Source organism: Comamonas sp. CAH-2, assembly GCF_009668305.1.
GTDB lineage: Bacteria > Pseudomonadota > Gammaproteobacteria > Burkholderiales > Burkholderiaceae_C > Comamonas > Comamonas aquatica.
Window position 1 is genome coordinate 1 of sequence record NZ_VSWF01000003.1, and the last position, 22,145, is coordinate 22,145.

Consider the following 22,145-nt stretch of genomic DNA (forward strand, 5'->3'; position numbering starts at 1 on the left):
GCACACGGGGCGGGCGGGGGAGTGCGCATCTTGCCTGCTTTGGGGGTGCTGTAGGAATTGACGCACAAGCCGTCACGCTTTAGGGCAGCGTCCTGCCCACAGCCCGCGGGGTGTGGCATAGGGACGGTGTATGGCGGGCATTGAAACTATCGAATTCAATGAGTAATTGATAACAACTATCATTCCTGCATTGATCTGACCGAGGAGCCGCCATGTCCCCCCTGCACCACCTGCTGCGTCAGCACGCCACCGCCTTGTTGAAGGCGGGCAGCTACTACGGGGTGCACATCGTGGTGGCCGCCGCCGTGGCCTATGCCGTCACCGGCAACTGGCTGGCGGCCCTGACGCTGAGCCTGCTGGAGCCCTCGGTCCAGGTGGTGGCCTACTTCCTGCACGACAAGGCCTGGGCCCGGGTGCCGATGGCACGCTACCGCACCCTGCTCAAGACGGTCAGCTACTATGGCGTGCACTTGGTGGTGGCGGCGGGCGTGGCCTATGCGGTCACCGGCGACTGGGTGGCCGCCCTGACGCTGAGCCTGCTGGAGCCCACGGTGCAGATGCTGTTCTTCTACCTGCACGAGACGCTGTGGGAGCGCCAGGCGCAGCGCCGCCAGGCCGCGGCCAGCCCCCAGCTGCCGGTCTGCGGCCACCGCAGCGTGCTGCAGCACAGCGCTTGACCCCCGGGAGCCCACGATGCCCACCTCGACATGGACCCGGTTTGCGCAATGGCTGGTGCAGCGGCTGGCTGGCCTGGCGCCTTGCCATGGCTAAAAAAAGAAGCGCACAGCGCTTGATCAATCAGGCTTTGCGGTACAAAACAACCACAAAGCCTTGCAGATTCAGCGCAACCTGCTCATGAAAAAACCCTGCACACCAGGGCGTGCAGGGTGGATGGGCGCGCGGGCGGCGCAGGCTCAGTCCAGCGTGATCTTGGCGGTCTTGATCACTTCGCGCCACTTGTTGATTTCGCTGTTCAGGAACACCACCGACTCCTTGGGCGACAGGCCCGAGGGCAGCACGCCCACGGCGTCCAGTTTGGTCTTCACATCCTCCTGGGGCAGGATCTTGGCGATCTCGCGGTACAGGCGGTCGATGATGGGCTGGGGGGTGCCGGCCGGCACGGCGGCCATGAACCAGGCGTCGGCGGTGAAGCCCTTGAGGCCGGCTTCATCCATGGTGGGCACCTCGGGCATGGCAGGCAGGCGCGTGTTGTGCGCCACGGCCAGGGCGCGCACATTGCCGGCCTTGAGCTGCGAGTTGATGGTCACGGCCGTCAGGAAACCGAAATCGGTTTCCCCCGCCACCAGCGACACCACGGACGGGGCGCTGCCCTTGTAGGGCACGTGCGTCACGTTGACCTGCGCCTGGATGGCGTACAGCGCCCCGCCCAGGTGGTTGGGGCCGCCCGTGCCGGACGAGGGGTAGTTCAGCTTGCCGGGGTTGGCCTTGGCCGTGCCGGTCAGGTCGGCCAGCGACTTCAGCGGGCTGTTGTGACCCACCGTCAGCACCAGCGGGCTGCGGCCCACCAGGCTGATGGGGGCCAGGTCCTTGAGCGGGTTGTAGGGCAGCTTGGGGTACAGGCCGGGGGCCATGGACATGCCGCCCACATCGCCCAGCACGATGGTGTAGCCATCGGGTGCGGACTTGGCCACGCGGTCCACGCCGATCGTGCCGTTGGCGCCGGGCTTGTTCTCCACCACCACCGAAGTGTTCAGGCTCTCGCTCAGCTTCTGCGCCAGCAGGCGGCCCAGGATGTCGGTCGAACCCCCGGGCGAGAACGGGATCACCAGCGTGATCGGTTTGCTGGGGTAGGCATCGGCCGCATGGGCAGCGCCCGTCCAGGCGGTGGCCGCCAGTGCCACCGCGCCCAGGGCTGCGCGCCAGCCGCCCGCCAAAGAGTGAGCCAAGTGAGGCATTAGTTCTCCTAATTCGTGGTTAGTGTTGTTAATGGTGGCCAGCATATCGGCAAAACGCGCCGTGGCGGCCGGTCAGGCCGTCTGTTTGCACGCATGCGGGGCTGCTGGATTGGGCATGTTCTGGTTGCAGGTGTTTGACCCGCCCCCAGTACTGGATAAGCCGTGGTTTTGATAGCAACCACCTACAATGGATCGCTCAATTCCAAAGATTGAACACGGCCAGCCGCCGGAGTGCAATCAATTTATCAGCGTCCTGGGAGACGAGACGACATGTCCGAGAACACCACCCCCGCCCTGCCCGACAAGCGCGCGCTGCTGCGCCAGTCCGCCCTTGAGTACCACCAGTTCCCCAAGCCCGGCAAGGTCGCCATCGCGGCCACCAAGCCCATGGCCAACCAGCACGACCTGGCGCTGGCCTATTCGCCCGGTGTGGCGGCCCCCTGTGAAGAGATCGTCAAGGACCCTGCGGCCGCGTTCAAGTACACCAGCCGCGGCAACCTGGTGGCGGTGATCTCCAACGGCACAGCGGTGCTGGGCCTGGGCGACATCGGCGCGCTGGCGTCCAAGCCGGTGATGGAAGGCAAGGGCGTGCTGTTCAAGAAGTTCGCCGGCGTGGATGTGTTCGACATCGAGATCAACGAGAAAGACCCGCAAAAGCTGGTCGACGTGATCGCCGCGCTGGAGCCCACCTTCGGCGCCATCAACCTCGAAGACATCAAGGCGCCCGAGTGCTTCTTCGTGGAGCGCGAACTGCGCAAGCGCATGAACATCCCCGTCTTCCACGACGACCAGCACGGCACGGCCATCACCGTGGCGGCGGCCATGGTCAATGCACTGAAGGTCGCGGGCAAGAACATCGGCGAGATCAAGCTGGTGGCCTCGGGCGCCGGTGCGGCCGCCCTGGCTTGCCTGAACCTGCTGCTGGAAGTCGGCCTGAAGCGCGAGAACGTGTTCGTCACCGACATCGCCGGTGTGGTCTACGAAGGCCGTACCGAGCTGATGGACGAAGACAAGGCGCTGTTTGCGCAAAAGACCGACCTGCGTACCCTGTCAGAAGTGATCGCAGGCGCGGACGCCTTCCTGGGCCTGTCCGCCGGCAACGTGCTGAAGAAGGACATGGTCGCCAAGATGGCGGCCAGGCCCATCATCTTCGCCCTGGCCAACCCCAACCCCGAAATCCTGCCGGAAGACGTCAAGGCCGTGCGCGACGACGCTATCATCGCCACCGGCCGCACGGACTACCCCAACCAGGTCAACAACGTCCTGTGCTTCCCCTACATCTTCCGTGGGGCCCTGGATTGCGGCGCCACCACCATCACCACCGAGATGGAAATCGCCGCCGTGCACGCGATTGCCACCTTGGCCGAGGCCGAGCAGTCGGAAGAGGTGGCGGCCGCCTACGTTGGGCAGAGCCTGAGCTTTGGTGCCGAGTACCTGATTCCCAAGCCCTTCGATCCGCGCCTGATGCTGGTCGTGGCACCGGCCGTGGCCAAGGCCGCGGCCGAGTGCGGCGTGGCCCAGCGCCCGATCCAGGACATGGATGCCTACCGCGAGCACCTCAAGACCTTCGTTTATGCCTCCGGCACCGTGATGAAGCCCATCTTCACCGCCGCCAAGAAGGCCGCCAAGAAGCGCGTGGCCTACTCGGAAGGCGAAGAGGAGCGCGTGCTGCGTGCGGCCCAGATCGTGGTCGATGAGCGCATCGCCCGCCCCACGCTGATCGGCCGCCCAGCCATCATTGCCCAGCGCATCGAGAAGTTCGGCCTGCGCCTGGAAGAAGGGCGCGACTACGACGTGGTGAATGTCGAGCACGACGAGCGCTACCGCGACTTCTGGCAGACCTACCACCGCATGACCGAGCGCAAGGGCATCACCGCCCCGATCGCCAAGATCGAGATGCGCCGCCGCCTGACGCTGATCGGCTCCATGCTGCTGCACAAGGGCGAAGTCGACGGCCTGATCTGCGGCACCTGGAACAACACCGCCATCCACCTGCACTACATCGACCAGGTGATCGGCAAGAAGGCCGGTGCCACCACCTACGCCTGCATGAACGGCCTGATGCTGCCTGAGCGCCAGGTGTTCCTGGTCGACACGCACGTCAACTACGACCCCTCGGCCGAGCAACTGGCGGAGATCACCGTGATGGCCGCCGAGGAAATGATGCGCTTCGGCATCAAGCCCAAGGTGGCGCTGCTGAGCCACTCCAACTTCGGCTCCAGCAACCAGCCCAGTGCCATCAAGATGCGCCAGACCCTGGAGCTGCTGCGCGTGCAGGCGCCCTGGCTGGAAGTGGACGGCGAGATGCACGGCGATGTGGCGCTGGACGGCGAGGCGCGCGCCAAGCTCATGCCCAACAGCTCGTTGACGGGTTCCGCCAACCTGTTGGTGCTGCCCAACATCGATGCCGCCAACATCTCCTACAACCTGCTCAAGCAGGCGGCCGGCGGTGGTATCGCCATCGGTCCGGTGCTGCTGGGTGCCAGCCAGCCCGTGCATGTGTTGACCCCCAGCACCACGGTGCGCCGCATCGTGAACATGACGGCGCTGACCGTTGCGGACGCGAACGCCGCACGCTGAGCCGGTCTGCATCAAGAAAGGGCTGATTGCTGGTGGCAATCGGCCCTTTTTTCTTGCAATTTGCAGGGGGCTGGGTCACACTTGCGGTCGATTTTCTGGGCGGAGCCAGGACTTCTGAAAGGTGTTGCGTAATGCGGGATGCGACCATCCGGCGCGTGTTGCGGGCCGTTGGGGCCATGGCGGTGGGTCTGGCGCTGGCCGGGGGGATGCCACTGGCGCAGGCCAGGGGGCCATTGCCCGTGGAGTCGGTGGCTCTGGCAGAGCTGCCTTCGCAAGCGCGCACCACCTATCGCTTGATTTTCCAGGGCGGCCCTTTTCCCTACGACAAGGATGGCTCGGTGTTTGGCAATCGGGAGCGCCTGCTGCCGGCCTACCCCCGGGGGTATTACCGGGAATACACCGTCAAGACACCCTGGGCCCGCGACCGCGGCGCGCGGCGCATCGTTTGCGGTGGCGTGCCCCCGAACCAGCCCGAAGCCTGCTACTACACCAGCGACCACTACAACAGTTTTCGGAAGATCACGCCATGAGCGCACTTGACTTGGACTGGAATCGCAGCCATCCCGCGTTGGGGAACTTGTGGGTTAGCGCGCTCTCCATCACACCTTCTGCCCCAGCTTTGTGTGGGCAGCTACGATCGATAGAAAGAACTCCGGAGATGGACACTTCGTTTTGTCCCGAACCTCAAAACCTCTTGCGTGGTGTGCGCAGCAACATCGTGCAGTCCATCCGTGCGTTCCGCATCAGTGACCTGCAGCAGGCCGCCCAGGCCACCGGTCAGCATTTCCTCTACGCCAACCTGGCCCATGCACAGACCAAGCAGGACGCCCTGGACCTGATTGCGGTGCAATTCCACTTTCCCGCCCACTTTGGCAAGAACTTTGACGCCTTGTACGACTGCCTGACCGATCCGCTGCACAAGGCCGGCCCCCAGCCTGGGTTTGTGGTGGTGCTGGACCAGCTGCCAATCGCGCACAAGTTTGACAAGGAGGTGCGCGAGCAGTTTCTGGACTGCTTCCGCGATGCGGCGGATTACTGGGCCGAGCGCAAGATTGCCTTCCGCTGCTTCTACTCCTTCCTTTGAGGCGTGATGCCCACAAAAAAGCGCCCCGTAAGGGCGCTTTTTTTATGCCTTGCATCGGCCTTGGAGGCAGGTGGCGTATGCGTTGTCAGCTCTCTTTTTGAGAGAGTTGTGCGGCCAGCGCCTCGTACTCGGCCACGGGCACTTCTTCGGCGCGGCGCTGCAGGTCGAAGCTCCCGGCAAAGCCTTGGTCCTCCAGCCATTTGCCCAGCGTGTTGCGCAGGATCTTGCGGCGCTGGCTGAAGGCCACACGCACCAGCTCTTCCAGCAGCTGCGGGTTCAGTGTCGCAGGTTGGGCCCTGGGCACCATGCGCACCACGGCGCTGTTGACCTTGGGTGGCGGATCAAAGCTCTCGGGGGGCACGAACAGCACGTTCTCCATGGCGTAACGCCACTGCAGCATCACGGACAGGCGGCCGTAGTCCGAGGAACCGGCGTCGGCCACCATGCGGTCGATCACTTCCTTTTGCAGCATGAAGTGCTGGTCCTGCACCACGTCCACATGCTCGAGCAGGTGGAACAGGATGGGCGAGGAAATGTTGTAGGGCAGGTTGCCGGCGATGCGCAGCTTGGGCGCGCCCAGTTCGGCTGCCAGGGCGGTGAAATCCACCTTGAGCACGTCGGACTCGATCACGCGCAGCTGTGGCTTGCTGCGCAGGCGTGCGGCAAGGTCACGGTCCAGCTCGATCACGGTCAGCTGGCCAGTGCGCTCCACCAGGGGCTGGGTCAGCGCCATCAGGCCGGGCCCAATCTCGACCAGGGGCTGGCCGGGCTTGGGATCGATCGCGGCCACGATGGAGTCGATGATGCCGTGGTCGGTCAGGAAGTTCTGACCGAAGCGTTTACGGGGAATGTGTTTCACGCAGAGAAAAATTTATTGCGGTGGCTCGCGGTATTCCACATAGGCCTGGCCGCGCAACTCCTGCAGCCAGGTGGCCTGCGCTTTCTCGAGCTTTTGTTCGCGCACCACGTCGCGCAGCATTTCGCGCTGCTCGCGTGGGGTCAATGTGGCTTGGCGGCGTTCCACCAGTTGGATCAGGTGCACGCCAAAGCGTGACACCACCGGTTGGCTGACCTGTCCGGGCTGCAAGGCGTTCAGGGCTTGTTCAAACTCTGGCACATAGCGGCCAGGACCTGCCCAGCCCAGGTCACCACCACTGGCCGCGCTGCCGTCTTCGGAGTATTGGCGGGCCAGGTCCTCGAAGCGGGCGCCACGGTCCAGGCGCTGGCGCAGCTCCAGCAGTTGCTGGGCAGCTTCACGTTCGCCCAATTGTGGCGAAGTGCGCAGCAGGATGTGGCGTGCATGGTTTTGTGTCACCACGGCGGCCACGCCATTCGCGCTCTTGTCCACGACCTTCAGGATGTGGAAGCCTGCGGCCGAGCGGATCGGGCCGACGACACCGCCCACGGGCGTGGTGCCCACGGCCTCGATGAACAGGCTGGGGTAGCGGTTGGCCGGGCGCATGCCCAGGATGGCCTGCCCGCCCTCGGAGAAACGGCGCGCCACGGTGGCAAAGTCGGGTTCGCTGCGGGCGGCCTGCAGGGCCTGTTCGGCCAGGGCCTGGCGTTGTGCCACTTCGGCCGGGCTGGCGCGCTCGGGCACGGTGATCAGGATGTGCCCCAGGTTGATGGTGCTGTTGGCCATGTCGGTCTGGCCGCCCTGGCTGCGTTGCTCGGCCATATAGCGGTCGATGTCCTGCTCGGACACGCGCACGCGGCCATCCACTTCGCGTTCCTGCAGGCGCTGCATCAGCATCTGGTTGCGAACCTCGTCGCGGAACATCTTCTCGGTCACACCCTGGCCGGCCATTTCGCGGCGCATGGCGTCGGCACTCATGCCATTTTGGCGGGCCAGGTTCTGGATGGCCTGGTCCACGGCGTAGTCGTCGACCTTGATGCCGGTTTCCTTGGCCGTCTGGATCTGGGCCTTCTCCACAATCAGGCGCTCGAGCACCTCACGGGCGAGTTCGTCCTGGTCCGGGGTCTGGCGGGCACCCTGGGCCTGCATGGCTTGCAGGACCCGGCGCATGCGGGCGCGGACCTCGTTGTTGGTCACGGGTTCCGAATTGACGATGGCCACGATGTAGTCGGCCGAGCGCAGCCCGGCTGCCTCGGGCGCGCGGGGGGCCGGCTGGATGGAGCTGGACAGGGCGCGGGACAGGTCCTGGGCACCAGGCTGGCGCATGCCTTGTGCATGGACCACCCCCGCGGACACAGCGGCCGCACAGACAAGCCCAAGGGCGAAATGGCGTGGCATAGAAATCAGGTGACGCATGGGGGAAACAGGTTAGTCGTAATTGCTGAAACGGCTGGGGACCGGACCGGAGCGGTCGCGCAACGGGCGATAGCCAGGGACATTCTCTTGGAGGCTGCGCAGGGGGTCGGCACCCAGGCTCAGGCGCGAGAAACCGACAAACTCCAGCTGGAACAGCAAGCGGGTGTTGGAGTCGCTGCGGCTATTTTGCATGCGCTCGACCACCACGCGGCCGATCCAGCAGCAGCTGTCGTATTCGAAGCCGACGATGGCATCGACCAGCTTCTTATCGTACATGCTGTAGTTGAGGCGGCCGACGCTGTACCAGCGCCCGCCACTGGGGGCTGCACCGAACGTGTCCTTGCGGCCACCGCTCAGTGGCCATTGCCAGCCGAAGTCAATCTGCTCGCTGCCCTGGTTGGCGACCTGCAAGCTGTTTTCGCGCTGGTAGCGGTAGGCAGCGCTCAGGGTCTTGTAGGGCCCCGGGGTGTAGCGGCCACTGATGGCAGAGCGGGCAGTGCGCTGGGTGTCGCGGTTGTATTGCACCAGGGCATCGGTGCTCCACCTGGAGTTCCAGTTGACGCCTGCGCCGATCAGGATGTCGGACCAGCCCTTCTGACCCAGCGTGTCGTAGCCTAGGCCGACGCGCTGGTCGGCAAAGCGCAGGCGCTGGGCCACCCCGAAGCGGGCGACTTCGGCACCATCGGTTGGGTTCAGGTAGCGGGTGGTCAGGCCCAGCGTCACCATGTGGTTGTCGGCAATCCGATCACGCCCGGTGTAGCTGTTCTCACTGTAGATGGAGCCAAAGTTGAAGTCCGCCAGTGCCGTGTCGTACAGCGGCAGCATGCTTTGGTCGCGGTAGGGTGTGTAGGTGTAGAACGCCCGGGGCTCCAGCGTCTGGACATAGTTCCGGCCCAGCGCGAGGGTGTCCCGTTCGAAGACCAGGCCGCTGTCCAGGCTGAACGTGGGGATGGCCAAGGATTTGTTGTTGGGGCGCGAGGCCGAAAAGTCGTCGAACTGGTAGTTGGCCGCATGCAGCTGGACTTTCGGGGTGATGAAGCCACCTGGCAGCAGGAAGGGCCGGCTGAGCGAGGTCAGGCTGTAGCTGCGCTGGCCGTTGTCGGGGTTGTTGCGCTGGTCCCAGGTGTCGGCTTCGAACCGCGTGGTCTCGGCCATCAGGGTGACGTCCCAGCCCTGAGCGGCCCAATCGTTGGTGTTGTAGTTCCAGCGCAACTGGGGCATGCGGTTGAAGGGCGGGGCAATGGGCGCATCCACGTCCTGCAGCACCTGCCAGCGTTGGGCAGACAGGGACAGTTCGTGACGACCGGTTGTCCACGACAGCGCGGCATCGCTGCCGATCAGCCGCTGCTGATAGCTGCTGCGGCTGCCGCTCAGGCTGGAAAAATCGCGCCAGTAGTTGTCGTCGCTGACGCGGTTCAGGTTCAGCTTCAGTCCCAGATCGCCGAGGGGGGCGTTCAGGCTGCCCTGGTGCTTGAAGCCATAGGCCCAGCGCGCGCGGTCGCGCAGCTTGTCATCGGGCATGTACTGCAGATCGAGCGCGCCGTTGTAGCCAGGCTCCAGGTAACGGAACTGTGTCCCCAGGCTCACGCCGCGTTTGCTCATCAGCATGGGCGTGATGGTGGCATCGCGGTTGGGGGCGATGTTCCAGTAGTAAGGCTGGCTGTACTCCACCCCGCTTTTGCTGTCGATGCCGATGGTCGGTGGCAGCAGCCCCGACTTGCGCTTGTCGGACAGCGGGAAGCTGATGGCGGGCACGGGCAGGATGGGCACGCCCTTGAACTCCAGTGCTCCCCCATAGGCGACCCCCACGTCTTCTACATGGTCCAACTCAATGCGGTCGGCGCGGATCATCCAGTCGGGGGTCCAGCTGGCGCTGTCATCGCGCAGGCAGGTGGTGTAGGTGGCACGGTAGACCACGGAGTGGTCCCGGTCAAGGAACTGCACCCGGTCGGCGTCACCATGGCCCTGGGTGGCCAGAAACTGGTAGGTGGCGTTGTTGAAATCGCCCTGGAAGGCATCCACCTGCATCTTCAGGGCCGTGCCCTGGTAGACGTTGCCGGCGCGGTTGATATGGACGTTGCCCTGTGCATGCACGGTGTCGTCGGCCAGGGTGTATTCCACGCGGTCGGCGCGGATCACGGTGTCGGCGCGGCGCAGCTCGGCACCGCCTTCCAGCACGGCGTTGATGTCCGCCTGACCAGAAATCTGTTCGGCCCGGATGTACGAGGGGAGCTGCCCGCGCAGCGTGGGGTCCACGGCTTCCTGGAGCTGGGCGCTGGGCTTGAGTTGCGGGGCGGGCAGGGCACTGTGCCACAGGCTGTGCCCGGTCTGGCCTTGCGCGTGGGCGGTCCAGGGGGTCGTGGCAGCCCAGACCAGCGCCAGGGACGCGGCCAGCGGGCGCAGACGGTGGGGCAAGGGCTGCGATGTCAGGGCGGGGGCGTGGGAGCTCACAGGCGCATTTAGTCGGTGCGGGGATGGAGGGCAAGCCCAGAGGTCATCCGAGCCGTTTGTAGAATCGGATTATCCATGAGCGATCCTATCCTCCCTCCATCTTCCGTTGTTTGGGCCGATGCCGGTCGTCAAACTTTGTTTGCACACTGGCTGTCGGGCTTGGTGCAGCCGCATGCGCTGCGCCCGGAAAGTCTACGCCCCGCCTCGGCCGATGCCAGCTTTCGCCGCTATCTGCGCATCGACACGCAGCAGGGCGGCAGCCTGATCATCATGGATGCCCCGCCGGACAGGGAGGACTGCCAGCCCTTCGTGCGCGTGCAGGCGCTGATGCAGGCGGTCGGCCTGCCCGTGCCCCAGGTGCTGGCCTGGGCGCAGGCCGAAGGCTTCATGCTGCTGACCGACGTGGGCCAGCGCACGCTGATCGAGATCCTGCACCCCGACCAGCCCCGCGAGGCCGAGCCCTGGTACCGCGAGGCCACCGACCTGCTGCTGCGCTGGCAGCTGGCGTCCCAGCCCGGCGTGCTGCCGGCCTACGACGAGGCCCTGCTGCGCCGGGAGTTGCAACTGTTTCCGGATTGGTACATTGCCCAGCACCGCCAGTGCGCGCTGGATGACAAGCAGCAGTCGGTATTGAGCAAAACCTTTGACACCATCGTGGCGCACAACCTTGCCGTGCCCAGCGTCTATGTGCACCGCGACTTCATGGCGCGCAACCTGATGCTGCCCACGCAGTCCGGTGGCGGCCTGTCGGTGCTGGACTTCCAGGACGCGGTGTACGGTCCGGTCACCTACGACATCGCCAGCCTGCTGCGCGATGCCTTCCTGACCTGGGAGGAAGACTTCGTCATCGACATCACCGTGCGCTACTGGGAAAAGGCGCGCAAGGCCGGCCTGGTCGGCGCCAAGAGCGCCAGCGGCTGGGGCGACGACTTCGGCGAGTTCTACCGCGCCGTGGAATGGATGGGCCTGCAGCGCCACCTCAAGGTGGCCGGCATCTTCGCGCGGCTGACGCTGCGCGACGGCAAGCCCAAGTACCTGGCCGACACGCCGCGCTTCATCCACTACCTGCGCTCCACCTGCAGCCGCTATCGTGAGCTGGGGCCGCTGCTGCGCCTGATCGACCAGATCGAGAACATCCAGCCCCAGGTGGGCTACGCCTACGGGCGCATGTAAAACCATAGCTGTTGACGCTGGATGTTCCGGGTTTTCAAATCGAAAAGTATTTGAAACCTAGGCTTGTCGAGCGCAGGCAGCTTCTTTTTTTTGAGGCTGCCATGCCACGCTTTCACTGCCCCTTGCCGCTGTCCGCGGGCCTGGACGTCGACCTGCCCGCCGGCGCGGCGCGCCATGTGCAGGTGCTGCGCCTGCAGCCCGGCGACACCATCACCCTGTTCGAAGGGGCGCAGGGCGGCCCCGGCGGTGAGTGGCAGGCCACCATCGTGCGCATGGGCCGCAGCGATGTGCAGGTGCGCGTGGACCAGCACCACCCCACCGAACGCGAAAACCCGCGCCCCGTGCACCTGCTGGCCGGCATCACCGCCAACGAACGCATGGACTGGCTGGTGGAAAAGGCCACGGAACTGGGTGTGACCAGCATCACCCCGCTGCTGGCCGAGCGCAGCGTGCTCAAGCTCAAGGGCGAGCGCGGCGACAAGAAGCGCGCCCACTGGCAGGCCGTGGCCGTGGCCGCCTGCGAACAGTGTGGCCGCAACCGCGTGCCCGTGGTCCACGAGGCCGTGACGCTGGCGCAGTGGCTGCAGGCCCAGCCCCAGGCCCACGGCGCCCTGCGTGCCGTGCTGTCGCTGGCCGACGGCACCCAGCCCCTGCCCAGCCTGCTGGCCGCGGCCGATGCCGGCCCCACCCGGCCGGTGTATTTCCTGTCTGGCCCGGAAGGCGGGCTGACGGCGGCGGAAGAGGCGTTGGCGCGCAGCCACGGATTCGCCCCGGTGACGTTGGGGTCACGCGTGCTGCGGGCCGAAACCGCCCCCCTGGCTGCCCTGGTGTTGGCCACGGCCTGAGTGGCGCCCTCTGACCGGGGTCCGGCAGTGTCCGTCCAGGCGGTGGGACAAAACAACATTTATTGAACATTGATAAGTAGAAACCCTGGGTTTCTCTTTTTAGACCCTGTCCAAAATGCTTGTAACTAATTTTTACAAACATTGAAGTCTGGCGGCATGACCCCTGGGCTTGGAAAGGGGTGCTGACTTGGGCAGCTTGGTGCGGCGGGGCGCTGACATACTCTTTTCGACCGACCCCATGCTGCGGGTGCGGGCCAGCATGGCCATGCTGGCCGTCTGGCTCATGGTCTGCAGCAGCGGCGTCATGCTGTGGCTGGCGCACGCCGGCTATGCCTCGGTGGCGGCCATGACCTGGTGGGCCCTGGTGGCCACGGGCGGGCTGGTGGTGATGGCCGCCCTGGTGCGCCTGGACCTCACGGCGACCTGGCGCGATCCGGCGCTGACCTTTCCGCAAATCCTCTGGGCCGTGACCAGCAGCGCCGTGGCCTATGTGCTGATCGGGGAGGTCAAGGGTGTGATCCATGGCCTGCTGGCGCTGACGCTGCTGTTCGCGGCGCTGAACCTCAAGGCCAAGCAGATCGTGGCCGTGTCGCTGTATGCGCTGGGCACTTTCTCGCTGGCGGTGCTGTTCTCCATCCACCTGAGCCACGAAAGCGCGCCGGAGATCGCCTATGCGGCCGTGCTGCTGATCATGCTGCTGGGCTGCATGCTGCTGAGCCTGCAGCTGTACCAGCTGCGCGTGCGGCTGCGCCGCCAGCGCCAGGAGCTGGTGCTGGCCCTGGCCGAGAACCGCGAACTGGCCTCGCGCGATCCGCTGACCGGCGTGCTCAACCGCCGCCACATGCTGGAGCTGATGCACCTGGAGCAGCGCCGCTGCCTGCGCGGGCAGCGCACCATGCTGCTGGCGCAGATGGACATCGACCACTTCAAGCAGATCAACGACACCCACGGCCATGGCGTGGGCGATCTGGCGCTGATGACCTTCACCCAGGTGGTGCGCGAGAACATCCGCAGCTCCGACGTGCTGGCGCGCTGGGGGGGCGAGGAGTTCGTGCTGCTGCTCAGCGACACCCACCTGGACGGCGCCCTGCTGACCCTGGAGCGGGTGCGTGCGGCGGTCGAGGCCGCCGAGGTCGAGGGCGGGCCGCCGGGCTTGCGCATGACCGTGTCCATGGGCCTGGCCGAGCACCAGCCCGGCGAGGCGGTGGAGCTGACGCTGGACCGGGCCGACAAGGCCTTGTACGCGGCCAAGCACGCCGGACGCAACCGCGTGGCGCTGGGCGAGGGCATGCGGCCACCGCCTGCGACGCCGGCCGCGTCAGGGCCGGACTCCACCCGTGTGCCGGCCGAGGTGCTGGAAGATATGTGAGCAACCGGCGCGCGTCTGCCGCGCATTTCAGGTTTTTAATACGCTGAAAACAAGAAAGCACCTGCGCCAGGTGCTTTCTTTTTGGGAGTGCCTTGCGGGCGCTGCGCAGGGGTCAGTCGCTGCTGGCCGCCGCGGCCGGCATGGGCATGGCGGCGATCACCTGGGCCACGGCCGCCGTCAGCTTTTTGGCGTAGGGCACGTGCAGGAATTCGTTGGGGCCGTGGGCATTGCTCTTGGGGCCGAGCACGCCGCAGACCATCATCTGTGCCGTGGGGAAGCCCTGGCTGAGCATGTTCATCAGCGGGATGGTGCCGCCCTGGCCGATGTAGCCGCAGTCCGCGCCAAAGTGGGCGCGGCTGGCGGCATTCAGCGCGTTTTCGAACCAGTGGGTCATGGGCGGCGCATTCCAGCCGCTGGAGCTGGACAGGCCTTCCCAGGTCACCTTGGCCTGGTAGGGGGCGTTGTCCTCCAGCAGCGTCTTCATCTCCTGCACGCAGGTGGCGGCGTCCACCAGGGGCGGCAGGCGCAGGCTGAGCTTGAAGGCGGTGTAGGGCCGCAGCACGTTGCCGGCGTTCTGCAGCGTGGGGAAGCCTTCCGTGCCGGTGACGGACAGCGTGGGCTCCCAGGTGCGCTTGAGCAGGGCCTGCACCGGGTCGGTGGTGGTGGGCAGGGCCACCAGGGTGGAGCCACCGCAGTCGTGGTGTGCCCAGGGGAAGCGTCGGTAGGTCTCGTCGCCCAGGATGGCGGCGGTGGCGCGGGCCTGGGCCAGGCGCTCGGCGGGCACCTCGCAATGGAAGCTGGCGGGCAGCATGCGGCCGGTGGCGCTGTCTTCCAGGCGGTCCAGCACCTGGCGCATGATGCGGAAGGACGAGGGCACTAGGCCCGAGGCGTCGCCCGAGTGGATGCCTTCGGTCAGGATCTCCACCTTCAGCGTGCCGCTGGCCATGCCGCGCAGGCTGGTGGTCAGCCACAGCTGGTCGTAGTTGCCCGCGCCGCTGTCCAGGCAGATCACCAGTTCCACCTCGCCCAGGCGGGGGCGCAGGGCGTCGATGTAGGGCAGCAGATCGCGCGAGCCGCTTTCCTCGGCGGTTTCGATCAGACCGACGATGCGCGGGTGGGGCACGTTCTGGCTCTTGAGCGCCTGCACGGCGGCCACGCTGGCGTAGACGGCGTAGCCATCGTCGGCCCCGCCGCGGCCATACAGCTTGCCGTCCTCGTACTTCGGCGTCCAGGGCCCCAGGTCGCTGCGCCAGCCTTCGAATTCGGGCTGCTTGTCCAGGTGGCCGTACATCAGCACCGTGGGCGCGCCGGGGGCGTTGGCGCCGGGCTGGGTGCCTTCCACTTCAAAGAACAGCACCGGGGTGCGGCCTTCCAGGCGCACGATCTCCAGCTTCAGGCCGGCCACCTTCTGCGCGTCCACCCAGGTGGCTGCGTTGCGCAGCACCGTGTCCAGCAGGCCCTGGGCGGCCCAGTCGGGGGCGAACATGGGCGACTTGGCGGGGATGGCGATGTAGTCCTTGAGCTGGGCGACGATGTCGCGGTCCCACTGCTGGCTGACCTGCGCCAGCGCCTGGGTGGTGTCCAGCGCGGTGGGGGGAATGCGTGCGTTCATGGCGGTCTCCTGAAAGGCGTGGCGGCGCGGGGCCGCCGATGGTCCCGATTGTGCGCCAACCGCCGCGGTGGCCGGGCGATGGCGCACGGGTTGTGGGTCAACCGCGGGGCAGCAGGGCCTGTGGGGCCGCCGGGCTGTCGCCGGAGAGTTTGAACACGGCCACCGAGGCTTCCAGCCCCTGGGCCTGCTGGCGCATGCTTTGCGAGGCGGCGGCCGACTCTTCCACCAGCGCGGCGTTCTGCTGGGTCATCTGGTCCAGGGCCATGACGTCCTGGTTCACCTGGCTGATGCGCGTGGACTGCTCGGAGGCCGAGGCCGCGATGTCGCCGATGATGTCTCCGACGCGCTGCACCGAGCCCACGATCTCGTCCATGGTCTGGCCCGCGTCCTGCACCAGGCGGGCCCCGGAGGCCACTTTGTCGACCGAGGTGTGGATCAGCGCCTTGATCTCCCGCGCCGCTTCGGCGCTGCGCTGGGCCAGGGTGCGCACCTCACCGGCCACCACGGCAAAGCCGCGGCCCTGTTCGCCGGCGCGGGCGGCTTCCACCGCCGCATTCAGCGCCAGGATGTTGGTCTGGAAGGCGATGCTGTCGATCACGCCGATGATGTCGCCGATCTTGCGGCTGCTGGCATCGATCTCGCCCATGGTGGTCACCACGTCGCCCACCACCTGGCCGCCGCGCGCCGCAACTTCGGCCGCCGAGGTGGACAGCGTGTGCGCCTGGCGTGCCGCATCGGCCGACTGGTGCACCCCCTGGGTGACGTCCTCGATGCTCTGCACGGTGCGCGCCAGGCTCTGGGCCGTGTGCTCGGTGCGCTCGGACAGGTCGGCATTGCCCTGGGCAATCTGGCTGCTGGCGCTGGCAATGCTGTGCGCGGCGGTGTCCACCTGCCGCAGCATGGCCACGTAGCGCTGGCGCATGCCTTCGACCTCGTGCACCAGGGCACCCACCTCATCGCGGCGCCGGCTGTGGAAGGGCTGGGTCAGGTCGCCCTGGGCAATGCGGGTGATGGCCTGGGTCAGCTCGCGCAGCGGGGCGGTGATGCCGCGCTGCAGGGTCCACAGCAGCCCCAGTGCGAGCACGATCAGGGCGGCCCCCATGGCTGCCCACAGGCCCCACAGCGCTTTGCGCTGGGTGGCCATGGCCTCGTGGTCGGAGACTTCGGTGATCACCCACCAGCCATTCTGGGCGGGGCGCATGATGGCCCAGGGGGCCTGGCCCTGGTCGGGCAGCAGGGGCGTCACCTGGGGCACGAAGCCATCGCTGTCGCTGGCCATCTCTTCCAGGGAGGCCCGGGCCTGGGGGAAGACGTCCAGCACCTTGCGGCCGGTGTGGCTGCTGTGCGCCACGAACACGGCCTCGTCCAGGCGCTTGCCGGGGGCGATCACCATGGCCCCGCCGTGTTCGAACAGGCGGGTGCTGGTCACCTGCTGCTGCATGGCGGCCTGGAAGGCGCTCAGGTCCGTGCCCACAAACAGGATGCCGACCACCTGGCCGGCCGCGTCGCGCAGTGGCACATAGGCCGTCATATAGGGCTTGCCGAACAGGTTGGCGCGGCCCACGTACGACTGGCCGGCACGCACCAGCGCATAGGCCGGGTGCTGGTGGTCCAGCAGGGTGTGCATCACGCGTTCGCCCTGGGTGTTGCGCAAGGACGTGGCAATGCGCACGAAGTCCTCGCCCCGGCGGGCAAACACCGTGGCCACGCCGCCGGTGTCGTTGCTGAACTTGTCGACGGTGGCAAAGTTGTCGTGCAGCGACACGCCATCCAGGCTGAGGGTGCCCGTCGCGGTGTCCAGTGCGACCGTGCCGCTGTAGTACTGGCCAAAGGCCTGCGAGGCGCGCTCCACCATCTGCCGGTTGGCCTGCTCCACGGTGTCGATGGAGGCCACCAGTCCCTGGGTGGCGTGCTGGACGCTGTTGCGCAACTGGGTGCGTGCGGTATCGGTGCTGAGGTGGGTGATCACGCCGCCCAGCACCAGCAGCACGAGGGCGAGCATGCCGATGCCCAGGGCAGTCACCTGGCGGGCGAGGGAGCGGTGGTAGGTCGGGGCTGAGGGGGCCTGGGGTTGCATGGCTTCGGAGGGCAAAGACGGTGGGGGCATCACAAAGAAAAGCGCCAAGCCTCGATACAAATCAATGGCTTGGCGCATGTCCGGATTGTAGGGATGGCACCCGGTCAGTCAGTGATTACACCTAGATACCTTCCGGATATGGGGCGTGTGACGTTGCGGGCGGGCTACAGGCGGGCGTGCGCGAGCAGGTGGTCCACCATGTGCAGGGCGTAGCGGCTGGCGATGCGCTCGACGAACGCGGGGAAGTCCACGTGGGCGCTGTCGTCGGCCCGGTCGGAAATGGTGCGGATGGCGGCAAATGGCAGGCCGTAGTCGGCACACACCTGGGCGATGGCCGCGCCTTCCATTTCCACGGCCAACGGGGCGTGTGCGGCCGTCTGCAGATCGTCCACGATGCGCTGCGAGGCTTCGGCCGTGGCGATGAACTGGTCGCCACTGACCACCAGACCCGCGTGGGCGCGCGGTGCGCGTGCGCCCAGCAGGGGGTCCTGCCAGGTTGCGGCCTGGGCCGTGCAGGCCTGTGCGGCCTGCTGCAGGCGCTGCACCAGGGCCGGGTCGCAGGCAAACGCCGCCGCCCCATAGCCCGGCACCTGCCAGCGCGGGAACAGGGGGCGCACATCCATGTCGTGCTGCAAGAACGCCTGGGCCACGACCACGTCGCCCACCTGCACCCCGGCGCCAATGCCGCCGGCCACTCCGGTGAACACCAGCTGCTGCACGTCCAGGTGCTCGATCAGGGTGGTGGTGGTGGTGGCCGCAGCCACCTTGCCGATCCCGGTCAGGCCCAGCACCAGGGGCTGACCGTGCAGGTGGCCGCGCACAAAGCGCCGGCCGGCGCGGGCCACGACCTGGGTGTCTTCCAGCAGGGCGGCCAGGCCGTGTTGTTCTTCGGGAAGGGCGCTCAGGATGGCGAGGGTCATGGCACGGCTTTCGGGCATGCAAAACGGCCCCGCAGGGCCGTTGGGTGGGACACAAAGGTCCGCCAGTGTACGGGCAGCGCTCAGCGCAGCTCGCGGCGCAGGATTTTGCCCACCGGGGTCTTGGGCAGCTCGGTGCGGAACTCGATCACGCGCGGCTGCTTGTAGCCGGTGAGGTTGTCGCGGCAGAACTTGCGCAGCGTCTCTTCGGTCAGGCCGGCGTCCTTCTTGACGACCACCAGCTTCACCGCCTCGCCGGTCTTCTCATCGGGCACGCCGACCACGGCGCACTCCAGCACGCCGGGGCACATGGCCACCACTTCCTCCACCTCGTTGGGGTAGACGTTGAAGCCGCTGACCAGCACCATGTCCTTCTTGCGGTCCACGATCTTGATGTAGCCGCGCTCGTCCATGGTGCCGATGTCCCCGGTCAGGAAGAAACCGTCGGCGGTAGTGACCTTGGCGGTCTCGTCGGGGCGTTGCCAGTAACCGGCCATCACCTGCGGGCCCTTGACCGCGATCTCGCCGGTTTTGCTCAGCTCGGTCACGGTCTGGCCGTCGTCGCCCACCAGCTTCACATCGGTGCCCGGCACGGGCATGCCGATGGTGCCGGTGAATTCCTTGGCGGTCACCGGGTTGCAGCTGACCACGGGGCTGGTCTCGGACAGGCCGTAGCCTTCCACCACCGGGCAGCCGGTCTTTTCCAGCCACAGCTTGGCCACGGCGCCTTGCACGGCCATGCCGCCGCCCACCGAGACCTTCAGGTGGCTCCAGTCCACGCTGTTGAAATCCGGGTGGTGGGCCAGGCCGTTGAACAAGGTGTTCACCGCCGGGAAGTTGTGGAACTGGTGTCGCGACAGCTCCTTGAGCGTGCCCGCCAGGTCGCGCGGATTGGGGATCAGGATGTTCTTGCCGCCGGTGTGCATGGCCAGCATCATGTTCACGGTGAACGCGAAGATGTGGTACAGCGGCAGGGCGCAGACGCTGGTCACCTGCTCGCCACTCTTGCGGATGTTCTGCAGCACGGGGTTGAACCAGGCTTCGCACTGCAAGGTGTTGGCGATGATGTTGCGGTGCAGCAGCACGGCCCCCTTGCTCACGCCGGTGGTGCCGCCGGTGTACTGCAGCACGGCGATGTCGTTGGGCCCGATGGCGGGGCGCTTGAAGGGCGCGCGCGCACCCTGGCGCAGGGCCTCCTTGTAGCGCAAGGCCTTGGGCAGGTCGAAGGCGGGCACCAGCTTCTTGACGTTGCGCACCACGTAGTTGACCAGGGCGCCCTTGAGCGTGCCCAGCGTGTCGCCCATGGCGCACAGCACCACATGCTCGACGGCGGTCTTGGCGATGCACTGCTGCAGGGTGTGGGCGAAATTCTCGATGATGACGATGGCCTTGGCGCCGGAGTCCTTGAGCTGGTGCTCCAGCTCGCGGGCGGTGTACAGCGGGTTCACGTTCACCACCACGTAACCGGCGCGCAGGATGGCCGCCACCGCCACGGGGTACTGGGTCACGTTGGGCATCATGATGGCGATGCGCTCGCCCTGCTGCAGCCCCAGCGACTGGAAGTAGTTGGCCAGGGACTGGCTTTGCCGGTCAATCTCGCCGAAGCTGCTGTCCTTGCCCATGAAGGAATACGCAGCGCGCGGGGCATAGGCCTTGAAAGCCTGCTCCATCAACTCTACGAGAGAGTGGTAGCTGCAGGGATCAATTTCGGTGGGCACGCCTTCGGGATAGGCCGCCAGCCAAGGACGCTCGCTCATGCTGTTGTCTCCGCTCATTGTTGTGATGCCGAATCGGCAGACATGGCGGCGGGTGGCACCCTCCCCATGCCCAGGGTCCAGGCCCTTTGTCAGGATTGTGGTGGGAGGGTTTGCGGGGGCATCTCTGTGCTAACCCTAGGTTTTTAGCGTATCGAATATCTTCTACGCAAAAAAACGAACGACAGTGCGTTTTTCGCGACAACCGTTGATCTCCATCAGCCGCGATGGCCATGAAAAAAGCCCGCGCTGCGGGCATGCAGGGCGGGCGGTGCGGGGTGCCGGGGGGGCGCTGCGTCAGGCGGCCTGGGCCGCGCGGTTCAGCGTGTCCCGGGTGTCCAGGGCTGCCTGGCGTGCGGCGGCGGCAAAGTCATCGCCTGAAGAGGCGTACAGGATGGCTCGCGAGGAATTGATGATGATGGGGCCGCCGCCGATGCGGGCGGCCTTCACGGTGGCCACGGCATCACCGCCCTGCGCACCCACGCCGGGGATCAGCAGCGGCAGGCTGGGGGCCACGGCGCGCACGCGCTCGATCTCGTGCGGGCGGGTGGCGCCCACCACCAGGCCGAGCTGGCCGTTGGTGTTCCAGGGGCCCTGGGCCAGCTTGGCCACGTGCTCGAACATCTGGGGCTGGCCGGGCAGGTCGGCCAGGGTCTGGGCCTGCAGATCGTCACCGCCGGGGTTGGAGGTGCGGCACAGCAGGAAGGCGCCCTTGCCCGCGTACTTCAGGTAGGGCGTGATGGAGTCGAAGCCCATGAAGGGCGACAGGGTCACGGCGTCGGCGCCGTAGCGCTCGAAGGCTTCCTTGGCGTACTGCTCGGCGGTCGAGCCGATGTCGCCGCGCTTGGCGTCCAGGATCACGGGCACGTGCGGCGCCACCTTGCGCATGTGGTCCATCAGCTTTTCCAGCTGGTCTTCGGCGCGGTGGGCGGCAAAGTAGGCGATCTGGGGCTTGAAGCTGTTCACCAGATCGGCGGTGGCATCGACAATCGCGGCGCAGAAGTCGTAGATCTTGGAAGCGTCGCCACGCAGGGCGGCGGGGAACTTGGAGGGCTCTGGGTCCAGTCCCACGCACAGCATGGAGTTGTTGCGCGTGGACGCGTCGCGCAGCATGTCGAGAAAAGTCATGAGCAGCAATTGTAGGTGGCGGGCACAATCTACGCCCTATGCCTGCCTTTACCCCCCGACAACTGACTCTTCTGGTGCTCTTGACACTGATCTGGGGGGTGAACTGGCCCGTCATGAAGCTGGGCGTGATGCACTTTCCGCCGCTGAGCTTCCGCGCCCTGTCCATGTGGATCGGCGTGGCCGTGGTGCTGGTGGTGCTGCGCCTGCAGAACCAGCCGCTGGGCATTGCCCGGGCGCACTGGGGCACGCTGGCGCGGCTGACGCTGTTCAACATGGTGATCTGGCACTGCCTGGTGATCGTGGCCATGCCCATGGTGTCCAGCGGGCGCGCGGCCATCCTGGGCTACACCATGCCGATCTTCTCCGCCGTGCTCGGCAGCCTGGTCTGGCGCGACCGCCTGGTGGGCCGTGCCTGGTGCGGGGTGGGGGCGGCATTCCTGGGGGTGTTGCTGCTGCTGTGGCACGAGTTCGGGGCCCTGGGCAGCCGGCCCACGGGCGCGCTCATGATCCTGTTTGCCGCGTTCTGCTGGGCCATCGGCACGCAGATGATGCGCCGCGCTGCCATGCCGGTGCCGGTGCTGACCATGGCCTTGTGGATGATGCTGATCACCGCCGTGGTGCTGTCGCTGGGCGCCTTCACGCTGGAGCGGGCGCAGTGGCAGAGGCCGGACGACGTGGCCCTGGGCACCATCCTGTTCAACGGCCTGCTGGTCGTGGGTTTTGCCCAGGTGGTGTGGTTTGTGCTGGCGCGCAGCCTGCCGCCCGTGGCGTCGACGCTGAGCGTGATGTTCATCCCGGTGCTGGGCGTGTTCAGCGGTGCCTGGTGGCTGGGCGAGGTGCTGCACTGGCAGGACTGGACGGCCGTGGGCCTGATGGTGCTGGCAATCGCCTCGGTGCTGTGGCCGGCGCGCAAGGCGGGCTGAGGCGACGCGGGCCTGCCACCGCCCGCGGCCGCGGGGCCTGCATG

At 66.6% G+C, this 22,145-nt stretch carries 17 protein-coding genes and 1 pseudogene; 9 read left to right on the plus strand and 9 right to left on the minus strand.

Features of this window, described 5'->3' with window-relative positions; all coding sequences use genetic code 11:
* Positions 1-212: 212 nt before the first annotated feature.
* Positions 213-413 (plus strand): annotated as a pseudogene (locus FYM52_RS03255) (DUF2061 domain-containing protein); the annotation flags it as partial.
* A 6-nt stretch (positions 414-419) separates the two neighbouring features.
* Positions 420-677: a DUF2061 domain-containing protein gene (locus FYM52_RS03260; RefSeq protein ID WP_154163186.1), complete on the plus strand. Its 258-nt coding sequence runs from the start codon at positions 420-422 to the stop codon at positions 675-677.
* Between the two features lie 237 nt (positions 678-914).
* Here FYM52_RS03260 and FYM52_RS03265 read toward each other — a convergent pair whose 3' ends face one another.
* A complete protein-coding gene (locus FYM52_RS03265) occupies positions 915-1,916 on the minus strand; it encodes a tripartite tricarboxylate transporter substrate binding protein (protein WP_154163085.1) in 1,002 nt (333 codons plus the stop codon).
* A 270-nt stretch (positions 1,917-2,186) separates the two neighbouring features.
* On the opposite strand from FYM52_RS03265, the gene FYM52_RS03270 reads away from it, so the two are divergent.
* The 3 genes from FYM52_RS03270 (at position 2,187) to FYM52_RS03280 (ending at position 5,580) form a co-directional block, all read left to right on the plus strand.
* The gene (locus FYM52_RS03270) at positions 2,187-4,496 is read left to right on the plus strand and encodes an NADP-dependent malic enzyme (protein WP_154163086.1); all 2,310 of its coding nucleotides are present in this window, start codon (positions 2,187-2,189) and stop codon (positions 4,494-4,496) included.
* A 131-nt stretch (positions 4,497-4,627) separates the two neighbouring features.
* A complete protein-coding gene (locus FYM52_RS03275; RefSeq protein WP_045265826.1) occupies positions 4,628-5,026 on the plus strand; it encodes a ribonuclease domain-containing protein in 399 nt (132 codons plus the stop codon).
* Between the two features lie 128 nt (positions 5,027-5,154).
* Positions 5,155-5,580 carry a barstar family protein gene (locus FYM52_RS03280; protein ID WP_043378484.1) on the plus strand — a complete coding sequence of 142 codons (426 nt, stop codon included), beginning with the start codon at positions 5,155-5,157 and terminating at the stop codon, positions 5,578-5,580.
* A gap of 85 nt (positions 5,581-5,665) precedes the next feature.
* On the opposite strand, the gene rsmA is transcribed toward FYM52_RS03280, so the two are convergent.
* From rsmA to FYM52_RS03295, 3 genes are read right to left on the minus strand one after another with little or no spacing between them, the layout of a single operon-like run.
* Positions 5,666-6,439, minus strand: a complete 774-nt coding sequence (gene rsmA, locus FYM52_RS03285; RefSeq protein ID WP_162524642.1) for a 16S rRNA (adenine(1518)-N(6)/adenine(1519)-N(6))-dimethyltransferase RsmA — start codon at positions 6,437-6,439, stop codon at positions 5,666-5,668.
* Between the two features lie 12 nt (positions 6,440-6,451).
* Complete coding sequence (locus FYM52_RS03290) at positions 6,452-7,852, minus strand: peptidylprolyl isomerase (protein ID WP_154163087.1); 1,401 nt, start codon at positions 7,850-7,852, stop codon at positions 6,452-6,454.
* 12 nt (positions 7,853-7,864) lie between these two features.
* Positions 7,865-10,303, minus strand: coding sequence for an LPS-assembly protein LptD (locus FYM52_RS03295; RefSeq protein WP_162524643.1), 2,439 nt, complete (start codon positions 10,301-10,303; stop codon positions 7,865-7,867).
* A gap of 75 nt (positions 10,304-10,378) precedes the next feature.
* Here FYM52_RS03295 and FYM52_RS03300 point away from each other — a divergent pair, with 75 nt between their 5' ends.
* The 3 genes from FYM52_RS03300 (at position 10,379) to FYM52_RS03310 (ending at position 13,690) form a co-directional block, all read left to right on the plus strand.
* Positions 10,379-11,476 (plus strand): aminoglycoside phosphotransferase family protein, encoded by a 1,098-nt coding sequence (locus FYM52_RS03300; protein ID WP_043378495.1) that lies wholly within the window; start codon positions 10,379-10,381, stop codon positions 11,474-11,476.
* Between the two features lie 101 nt (positions 11,477-11,577).
* Positions 11,578-12,321 carry a 16S rRNA (uracil(1498)-N(3))-methyltransferase gene (locus FYM52_RS03305; protein WP_154163088.1) on the plus strand — a complete coding sequence of 248 codons (744 nt, stop codon included), beginning with the start codon at positions 11,578-11,580 and terminating at the stop codon, positions 12,319-12,321.
* Positions 12,322-12,559: 238 nt separating this feature from the next.
* Positions 12,560-13,690 (plus strand): diguanylate cyclase, encoded by a 1,131-nt coding sequence (locus FYM52_RS03310; RefSeq protein WP_238826102.1) that lies wholly within the window; start codon positions 12,560-12,562, stop codon positions 13,688-13,690.
* A 112-nt stretch (positions 13,691-13,802) separates the two neighbouring features.
* On the opposite strand, the gene FYM52_RS03315 is transcribed toward FYM52_RS03310, so the two are convergent.
* From FYM52_RS03315 to pyrF, 5 genes are all read right to left on the minus strand, one after another.
* Positions 13,803-15,302, minus strand: a complete 1,500-nt coding sequence (locus FYM52_RS03315; RefSeq protein ID WP_154163089.1) for a M20 family metallopeptidase — start codon at positions 15,300-15,302, stop codon at positions 13,803-13,805.
* Between the two features lie 97 nt (positions 15,303-15,399).
* The gene (locus FYM52_RS03320; RefSeq protein ID WP_238826103.1) at positions 15,400-17,409 is read right to left on the minus strand and encodes a Cache 3/Cache 2 fusion domain-containing protein; all 2,010 of its coding nucleotides are present in this window, start codon (positions 17,407-17,409) and stop codon (positions 15,400-15,402) included.
* Positions 17,410-17,543: 134 nt separating this feature from the next.
* Complete coding sequence (locus FYM52_RS03325) at positions 17,544-18,299, minus strand: 5'-methylthioadenosine/adenosylhomocysteine nucleosidase (protein WP_043378801.1); 756 nt, start codon at positions 18,297-18,299, stop codon at positions 17,544-17,546.
* 80 nt (positions 18,300-18,379) lie between these two features.
* Entirely contained in the window at positions 18,380-20,053 is a 1,674-nt protein-coding gene (locus tag FYM52_RS03330; protein ID WP_154163091.1) for a long-chain-fatty-acid--CoA ligase, read from the minus strand.
* A gap of 294 nt (positions 20,054-20,347) precedes the next feature.
* On the minus strand, positions 20,348-21,178 hold the full coding sequence (gene pyrF / locus FYM52_RS03335) for an orotidine-5'-phosphate decarboxylase (protein WP_043378507.1): 831 nt from the start codon (positions 21,176-21,178) through the stop codon (positions 20,348-20,350).
* 38 nt (positions 21,179-21,216) lie between these two features.
* On the opposite strand from pyrF, the gene FYM52_RS03340 reads away from it, so the two are divergent.
* Positions 21,217-22,101: a DMT family transporter gene (locus tag FYM52_RS03340; RefSeq protein WP_154163092.1), complete on the plus strand. Its 885-nt coding sequence runs from the start codon at positions 21,217-21,219 to the stop codon at positions 22,099-22,101.
* Positions 22,102-22,145 lie beyond the last annotated feature (44 nt).

Bases quoted from the DNA above. Each gene is read 5' to 3' on its own strand.
- FYM52_RS03315 (WP_154163089.1), bottom strand. From the start codon at position 15,302: ATGAACGCACGCATTCCCCCCACCGCGCTGGACACCACCCAGGCGCTG.
- FYM52_RS03305 (WP_154163088.1), top strand. From the start codon at position 11,578: ATGCCACGCTTTCACTGCCCCTTGCCGCTGTCCGCGGGCCTGGACGTC.
- FYM52_RS03320 (WP_238826103.1), bottom strand. From the start codon at position 17,409: ATGCCCCCACCGTCTTTGCCCTCCGAAGCCATGCAACCCCAGGCCCCC.
- FYM52_RS03310 (WP_238826102.1), top strand. From the start codon at position 12,560: ATGCTGCGGGTGCGGGCCAGCATGGCCATGCTGGCCGTCTGGCTCATG.
- FYM52_RS03280 (WP_043378484.1), top strand. From the start codon at position 5,155: ATGGACACTTCGTTTTGTCCCGAACCTCAAAACCTCTTGCGTGGTGTG.
- FYM52_RS03300 (WP_043378495.1), top strand. From the start codon at position 10,379: ATGAGCGATCCTATCCTCCCTCCATCTTCCGTTGTTTGGGCCGATGCC.
- FYM52_RS03265 (WP_154163085.1), bottom strand. From the start codon at position 1,916: ATGCCTCACTTGGCTCACTCTTTGGCGGGCGGCTGGCGCGCAGCCCTG.
- pyrF (WP_043378507.1), bottom strand. From the start codon at position 21,178: ATGACTTTTCTCGACATGCTGCGCGACGCGTCCACGCGCAACAACTCC.
- FYM52_RS03340 (WP_154163092.1), top strand. From the start codon at position 21,217: ATGCCTGCCTTTACCCCCCGACAACTGACTCTTCTGGTGCTCTTGACA.
- FYM52_RS03260 (WP_154163186.1), top strand. From the start codon at position 420: ATGGCACGCTACCGCACCCTGCTCAAGACGGTCAGCTACTATGGCGTG.
- FYM52_RS03270 (WP_154163086.1), top strand. From the start codon at position 2,187: ATGTCCGAGAACACCACCCCCGCCCTGCCCGACAAGCGCGCGCTGCTG.
- FYM52_RS03275 (WP_045265826.1), top strand. From the start codon at position 4,628: ATGCGGGATGCGACCATCCGGCGCGTGTTGCGGGCCGTTGGGGCCATG.
- FYM52_RS03325 (WP_043378801.1), bottom strand. From the start codon at position 18,299: ATGACCCTCGCCATCCTGAGCGCCCTTCCCGAAGAACAACACGGCCTG.
- FYM52_RS03290 (WP_154163087.1), bottom strand. From the start codon at position 7,852: ATGCGTCACCTGATTTCTATGCCACGCCATTTCGCCCTTGGGCTTGTC.
- FYM52_RS03330 (WP_154163091.1), bottom strand. From the start codon at position 20,053: ATGAGCGAGCGTCCTTGGCTGGCGGCCTATCCCGAAGGCGTGCCCACC.